Below are 6,278 nucleotides of genomic sequence, written 5' to 3' on the forward strand. Positions count from 1 at the left end.
TAAGAGACAGAACCTCCCCTAGCCCTCACCGACCTCCGACGTCTCAGGGGTTGACCCCTGAGACGTCGGAGGTCGGTGAGGGCTAGGGGAGGTTGGCTAGGAAGGTGAGGGTTCGTTCGGTGAGGAGGGTGGCGGCGGGGGCGTCGTAGTCCGAGAGGGAGTTGTCGGCGAAGAGGTGCGACTTGCCGGGGTAGAGGAAGAGCTCGGCGTCGGTGGGGTTCGCGGCGACGAGGGCTTGGGCGGAGGTCAGGTCGCCGTCTTCCTCGGTGAACCACGGGTCCTCGTCCATGCCGTGGATCTGGACGGGAACGCCAGCCGGCCACGTCTCGCTGAACTCGCCGACCGGGAGACACGAGTAGAAGAACAGACCGCCTCGGGCGCCGGGGCGGGTCTGGGTGAGCTGCTGGGCCGGCATGACTCCCATCGAGAAGCCTGCGTAGACGACGTTTTCGGGGAGGTCCTGGGCGTAAGCGACGCCCGCCTCGAGCAGCTTGCCGAAGCCGATCGACTTCGCGTAGGCGATGCCGTCGTCGAGATTGTCGAAGGTGTTGCCGTCGTACAGGTCAGGGGTGTGGACGGTATGCCCGGCCTGCCGGAGCTCGTCGGCGAAGGCCTGCACCCCTTCGGTGAGCCCCTGCGCGTGGTGGTACAGAACAACCTCGGCCATGATCTGCTCCAATGATCCAAATATCTCGAACAATCGGGAATGCTAGTCTGTTCGATCGTGACAGGCAACAGTCAGGTGCCCGACTACGAGCTCGCGGACACCATCGAGCTGACCACTGCCGAGCAGGTGCGCGCGATCGCCGACCCCCTCCGTACGACGATCCTGGGCCTCCTGCACGAGCGAGCGGCGACCGTCACTGAGCTGGCCACCGCGGTCAAGCGACCCAAGAGCACGGTGGCCCACCACGTGAAGGTGCTGGCGGACGCAGGCATCCTGCGCGTCGTCCGGACTCGTAAGGTGCGCGCGATCGAGGAACGCTTCTACGGCCGCGCCGCCCGCGCGTTCTACGTCGGACTCGGCCGCCAAGGCGGCAAACTCCCGGAGGACTTCAACGACTTCGAGGTCGCCGCCGAGGAGTCCAGGACCGCGTACGACGAAGGCCAGCTCCGCTCGTTCATCCGGCACGCCCGGATCCCCGAGGACCGCGCGGGCGAGTTCTGGCGCGGCGTCCACGACCTGATCCAGACGTTCGACAACCTCCCGCGCGCGGGCGATACGACGTACGGATTCACTGTTGGTCTCTATCCGATCGTCGACTACCCGACCCTGCCGCCGGCCGCCGACGAGGACTAGGGTCGCCTTTGTGACGACAATCGACTTGAACGGGACGACGGCTTCGCAGGTTGTCCTCGGGCTGATGCGGATCAAGGAAAAGACCGACGAGGAGATCCGTACTCTCGTCGGGACCGCGCGCGAGGCCGGCGTGACGATGTTCGACCACGCCGACATCTACGGCGGTCTGCACGGCTGCGAGCAGCGGTACGGTGAGGCGCAGCCCGTGCCGGCGTCCGAGCGGGACCAGATCCAGCTGCAGTCGAAGGTCGGGATCCGATCCGGGTTCTTCGACTCGTCGCGTGAGCACATCCTGTCGAGCGTCGATCAGACGCTGGCCGCGCTGCGGACCGACTATCTCGACGTACTGCTGATCCACCGTCCCGACACCCTGGTCGAGCCCGACGAGGTCGCGGCCGCGTTCGACGAACTGCACGCCGCGGGCAAGGTCAGCGCGTTCGGCGTCTCGAACCACACGCCCGGCCAGATCGAGCTGCTCAAGAAGTCGGTTCGCCAGCCGCTCGTCGCCAACCAGCTCCAGTTCAGCATCGCGAACGCGCAGCTGGTCGCGCAGGGCTTGGCCGCGAACATCATGGGCCTCGAGCAGTCGGGCGACCGCGATCTCGGCATCCTCGACTACAGCCGGCTGCACGACATGACCATCCAGACCTGGGGTTCCGTGCAGGCGCCGGAGAACGGCGGCGTCTTCATCGGCGATCGCTCGAATTACCCCGGCCTGAACGACGCCCTCGACGAACTGGCGAGCGCCCACAACACGTCGCCGGACGCGATCGCGATCGCCTGGCTCGCCCGCCACCCGGCCAACATGCAGATCGTCATCGGCACCACCACCCCGAGCCGAGTCCAGGACGCCGCGGCCGGCGCCGCAATCCGGCTCACCCGCGAAGAGTGGTACCGCCTCTACACCGCCGCCGGAAACACACTGCCCTGACGATGGACGTACGCCGTACCGCCAAGCGACTGCTGATCGGCGGAGCCTTGGCCGCCGTGGTTGGCCTGATCGGTGCCATCGTGACGGATTCGTCCACCAAGCTGAGCTACCAGGTCCTGGTGACCGAGCAATCGACCTCAGGACGCTTGCCGGTCTGTAAGCCGGGACTGCTCGTCATCGATCGAACCACCGGCGACGAACTGCCCTGCTCCGGCACCCCTGAGGGCGGCTTCACCCTCGCCGAACGCCAGGAGATCCTCAAGCTCTCGACCGCGATGGCAGCCGACGGCTTCGATTCGGTCGACGAGTTCAAACTCAGCGAACGCGCCACCGCGATCGGCCTCCGCCACGACACCCCGACGAGCAGCGCCACCTGGGCCTTCATAACACTCGGCATCCTTGGTGGCACTGCCTTCGCGAGCGGAATCGCCGTCAGGCTTGGCGTGAACGTGCGGCAGAGGTTCCCCAGAGGTTGAGCCCGACACCCCACACGGCAACCATCACCACGAACAGCAGCACGTCCGAGCCGCTGAACTCGCCCTTCCACCACAACTGAGCCGACCCGTACGGCGCCAGCCCCTTCGCGCCAGGTGCTACCGCGGCCAGCAAGAAGTACACGGCCAGCGGCGGCACGATCGTCAGGATCGACGCGATCACCGGGCGCCCGATCAGGAGCCCGAACCCGGTGCCGAGCGACTGCGCCACAACCTGCGTGATGAACGCGCCAATGATGATGGCCGGCGCATGCTTCCACGGATCCGCAGCGGTCGACGGCACCAACGCAGCAACAAGAAGCGACGCGATCAGCCCGAGCGTCGCCATCCCCAGGGCATACCCCAGAGCCAGCTTGTACAACGACCGCTCCCGCCGAGCCCCCGCGACCGCACCGATGAACGGCACCCCGATCGAGATCAGACTCTGCGCAGCGGTCGAGGTCGTCGCGAACGTTCGCTCAGCACTCACCGTGCCAAGCTGCGCTCCCACCGCCCCCAGCACCCCGACAACCCCAGTAACACCGGCTATCACGCGATAAGCGCGCATCGAGCACCCCCTGCTCTAGTCGATGCCTCCATTCTCGCAGCTGGCAGGGTCTCAACGCCCTCGTGGCAACTTCAGGCCAAGCTACTCGTCGGACCAGCGCTCCAGTACGTCGGCGACTCGAGCGAGGACGTCGCGGGCCGTGGCGTATTCGTCGGGGCCGAATTCTTCGGCGAAATGTTCTTCCAGGCCCAGGAGGCGGCGGTAGCCGTCGCTGGCCACCGCGAGGCCCTGGTCGGTGTAGGTGACGAGTTTGGCGCGACCGTCCTCGGGGTCGGGTCGCATCTCAAGGATGCCTAGGGCAACCATTTCGCGGATGAGCTCGCCCATGGACTGGCGGGTCATGCCGGCCCGCATGGCCATGTCGGCGGAGCGGGATCCGCCCTCCTGCAGGGTGGCGAAGACGGCATTGTGGGCCTGTTTCACCTTGGGGTAACCGCGCGCGTGCATCTCGCGCACCATGTCGATCTGGAGGGCCCGGTTCGCACGGTCAACCAACGCGATGAACGGCTTGCGGCCGAGTCGAGGGAGTTCAGCGCTTGACACTCGTAAGGATTCCTTCCATTATTTCGACAGGAATCCTTACAGTATCAGGAGCGGTCATGAATCCGAAGGAGCTACACCCGCTGGTGGCGGAGCTGTTTGCCCGCGGCCGGCGCCGGAGTGTCCGGGTCGCGGTCGAGCAGGAGTTCCTGGTCGCCGACGCCACCACCGGCGCCGCCGTACCGATCGAGCGGGTACGACGAGCAGCGGCCGGCGCGATCGCCGCGCCGTACCTGGGATTCGAGCCCGGCGGTCAGCTCGAACTGAGCCTGCCGTGCACCCTCGATCCGGTCACTCAGCTGCACACGATGGTCGACGACCTCACCCATCACCTCGCTGCGGACCACCTCACCATCTACGCGCTCCCGGTCGACCCGCGGCCCGAACACGAGGTCCCACTGCAGCTCACCAGCCCCCGGTACGTCGCCATGCACCGACACTTCGATTCGATCGGACCGGCCGGTCGGCGGATGATGCGTCGTACCGCGTCCACACAGATCTGCCTCGACTGGTGGCCGGGCGCGGCCGGTCTCGAGCAGTGGCGCGTCCTCAACCTCGCCGGGCCCTACCTCGCCGCGCGATTCGCCCGCAGCTTCGGGCCGCACGGCCGGCTCACCACCTGGCTCGACGCCGATCCCGCCCGAACAGGTTTCGACGACCGACTGCTCGGCGGCGGCGATCCGATTGCGGCGTACACGGCCTTCGCCGCCGGCGCCGCGGCGTTCACCGACACCCCCGCCGAGCACCTCACCACGATGTTCCCGCCAGTCCGGCCGCGATCGTCGTACCTGGAGGTTCGCTTTCTCGACGCCCAGGAGCCGTCCACGATCGGCCGCGTCATCACCGAGCTCACCAGCCTCATGTACGACGACGCCAACCGCCGCAACGTCTTGCGTGCACTCGAACCCGGCCGGGCGCAGCTCGCCGAGCAATGGCGAGCTGCAGCAGCCGGAGAACTCCAACTGGAGCTGGTCGCATGATCCTCTTTGTCACCGACCCGCTGGTCGGCCTGCACGCCGACATCGACGCGACCATCGGCCTGATGGCCGCCTCGCAGGACCTCGGCCACGACGTCTGGTGCTGTCAGCCCGAGGAGCTCGCAGTGATCGACGGCCGCCTGCAAGTCCGCGCGCACCGAATCCGCCTCCGCCCACGCCGTCCCGGCCGCGATCACCGCTGGATCGTCGACCCCACCTGGTACGACGAACTCCAGGCCGCGCTGGTGGATGTCGCCGATTTCGCGGTCGTGCACGTCCGCATCGATCCCCCGGTCGACGACCGCTACCTGCACCTGACCTACCTGCTCGACCTCGCCAACACCCGCGTCGTCAACCGCCCGGACGGCATCCGTGCCGTCCACGAGAAGCTGATCGCTCTCCGTTTCCCAGAGCTGTGTCCCGCGACCTACGTCGGTACGTCGGTCGTCGCACTCCGCGAGTTCGTTGCGCGCCATGGAAGTGCGATCGTCAAGCCTGTCGATGGATTCGCCGGTCTCGATGTCTGGCTGGTCCACGACGATCATGCGGCCATGTCCCTGCTGGAGTCGGCCACTCGTGGTGGCCGACGGCAGGTCATCGCGCAGGAGTATCTGCCCGCCGTTGCGCACGGCAACAAACGCCTGTTCCTGCTCGACGGTGAGATCATCGGCGCGGTTCTCCGCCGGCCCGATTGCAGCGACTTCCGCATCGGCCCACCGGTTGCCCTTGCGCCGATCGATGCCGCCGACAAGGAAATCGCCGCCGCACTCCGGCCGATCCTCATCCAGCACGGCCTCACCATCGCCGGCGCCGACGTGATCGGCGGCCGCCTGATCGAGGTCAACGTCACCTGCCCCGGCGGCATGCACAAGACCGACGCCCTCCTCGGTACGACCCTCAGCCAGTCAATCGTCCAGCACCTCACCAGAGTTCGCGAAGGAGTTCTGACATGAGCACGATCACCGTCATCTGCATGGCCCTGCTCGGCATCCTGCTGTTCCTGCTCGGCGCCAATGTCACCCGCAACCGGATCCTCCGCGGTGGCGGCAACCAGGCTCCGACAGACCCTGCCGATCGCCTAATGATCGCCATCCGGGCACATGGGAACGCAGCCGAATACATTCCCACCTTGCTCGTCCTGCTGCTGGTCTGCTCGTTCCTCTCCAACAGTTGGCTGGTCGATGCCCTGGCCATCGCCGCCCTCGTCGTCCGCACCTCGCACGCCGTCGGCATGCTCACCGCCAAAACCCTCGCCGGCCACGGCCCCCTCCGCGACATCGGCGCCCTAGGCACCTACCTCGTCGGCATCGCCATCGGCATCACCGCAATTGCCACCCTGTAAGTACAGACATGTATGGAGCTGAGTGCGTCAACCGCCCGCCGCGCCGACTGCGGTGTTGCTGCTTCATTGCGCGGGTTGGGGAGTGCTACCTGCCGATTCAGGTGGGTAGCGCTCCCCAGCCCCGCCCATGTTCGTCCCCGTCCGGCG

General features: G+C 66.9%; 9 protein-coding genes. 6 read left to right on the forward strand and 3 right to left on the reverse strand.

All coding sequences use genetic code 11. The features are described from left to right. Positions 1–82 precede the first annotated feature (82 nt). On the reverse strand, positions 83–667 hold the full coding sequence (locus E1263_RS41560) for a dienelactone hydrolase family protein (protein WP_132177841.1): 585 nt from the start codon (positions 665–667) through the stop codon (positions 83–85). Positions 668–724: 57 nt separating this feature from the next. On the opposite strand from E1263_RS41560, the gene E1263_RS41565 reads away from it, so the two are divergent. Genes E1263_RS41565 through E1263_RS41575 form a run of 3 tightly spaced genes read left to right on the forward strand, consistent with a single transcriptional unit; the run spans position 725 to position 2,707 of the window. After that, positions 725–1,300, forward strand: coding sequence for an ArsR/SmtB family transcription factor (locus tag E1263_RS41565; protein ID WP_132177843.1), 576 nt, complete (start codon positions 725–727; stop codon positions 1,298–1,300). Between the two features lie 10 nt (positions 1,301–1,310). Continuing rightward, positions 1,311–2,231, forward strand: a complete 921-nt coding sequence (locus E1263_RS41570) for an aldo/keto reductase (RefSeq protein ID WP_202869308.1) — start codon at positions 1,311–1,313, stop codon at positions 2,229–2,231. Positions 2,232–2,233: 2 nt separating this feature from the next. After that, positions 2,234–2,707: a hypothetical protein gene (locus E1263_RS41575; RefSeq protein ID WP_132177845.1), complete on the forward strand. Its 474-nt coding sequence runs from the start codon at positions 2,234–2,236 to the stop codon at positions 2,705–2,707. On the opposite strand, the gene E1263_RS41580 is transcribed toward E1263_RS41575, so the two are convergent. Both E1263_RS41580 and E1263_RS41585 read right to left on the reverse strand, forming a co-directional pair. Then, positions 2,664–3,194 carry a hypothetical protein gene (locus E1263_RS41580; RefSeq protein WP_132177847.1) on the reverse strand — a complete coding sequence of 177 codons (531 nt, stop codon included), beginning with the start codon at positions 3,192–3,194 and terminating at the stop codon, positions 2,664–2,666. The two genes, E1263_RS41575 and E1263_RS41580, sit on opposite strands and share 44 nt — an antisense overlap. Positions 3,195–3,353: 159 nt before the next feature. Continuing rightward, positions 3,354–3,815 carry a MarR family winged helix-turn-helix transcriptional regulator gene (locus E1263_RS41585; protein ID WP_132177849.1) on the reverse strand — a complete coding sequence of 154 codons (462 nt, stop codon included), beginning with the start codon at positions 3,813–3,815 and terminating at the stop codon, positions 3,354–3,356. A 56-nt stretch (positions 3,816–3,871) separates the two neighbouring features. Here E1263_RS41585 and E1263_RS41590 point away from each other — a divergent pair, with 56 nt between their 5' ends. Genes E1263_RS41590 through E1263_RS41600 form a run of 3 tightly spaced genes read left to right on the forward strand, consistent with a single transcriptional unit; the run spans position 3,872 to position 6,131 of the window. Beyond that, entirely contained in the window at positions 3,872–4,792 is a 921-nt protein-coding gene (locus E1263_RS41590; protein WP_132177851.1) for a glutamate-cysteine ligase family protein, read from the forward strand. Continuing rightward, positions 4,789–5,742, forward strand: a complete 954-nt coding sequence (locus E1263_RS41595; protein WP_165956939.1) for an ATP-grasp domain-containing protein — start codon at positions 4,789–4,791, stop codon at positions 5,740–5,742. Before E1263_RS41590 ends, E1263_RS41595 begins: the two co-directional genes overlap by 4 nt. Beyond that, positions 5,739–6,131 (forward strand): MAPEG family protein, encoded by a 393-nt coding sequence (locus E1263_RS41600; protein ID WP_132177855.1) that lies wholly within the window; start codon positions 5,739–5,741, stop codon positions 6,129–6,131. Before E1263_RS41595 ends, E1263_RS41600 begins: the two co-directional genes overlap by 4 nt. Positions 6,132–6,278 lie beyond the last annotated feature (147 nt).

The sequence above is a fragment of the Kribbella antibiotica genome (assembly GCF_004349055.1).
In the GTDB taxonomy this organism is placed as follows: Bacteria; Actinomycetota; Actinomycetes; order Propionibacteriales; family Kribbellaceae; genus Kribbella; species Kribbella antibiotica.

Bases quoted from the DNA above. Each gene is read 5' to 3' on its own strand.
- E1263_RS41560 (WP_132177841.1), bottom strand. From the start codon at position 667: ATGGCCGAGGTTGTTCTGTACCACCACGCGCAGGGGCTCACCGAAGGG.
- E1263_RS41590 (WP_132177851.1), top strand. From the start codon at position 3,872: ATGAATCCGAAGGAGCTACACCCGCTGGTGGCGGAGCTGTTTGCCCGC.
- E1263_RS41595 (WP_165956939.1), top strand. From the start codon at position 4,789: ATGATCCTCTTTGTCACCGACCCGCTGGTCGGCCTGCACGCCGACATC.
- E1263_RS41600 (WP_132177855.1), top strand. From the start codon at position 5,739: ATGAGCACGATCACCGTCATCTGCATGGCCCTGCTCGGCATCCTGCTG.
- E1263_RS41575 (WP_132177845.1), top strand. From the start codon at position 2,234: ATGGACGTACGCCGTACCGCCAAGCGACTGCTGATCGGCGGAGCCTTG.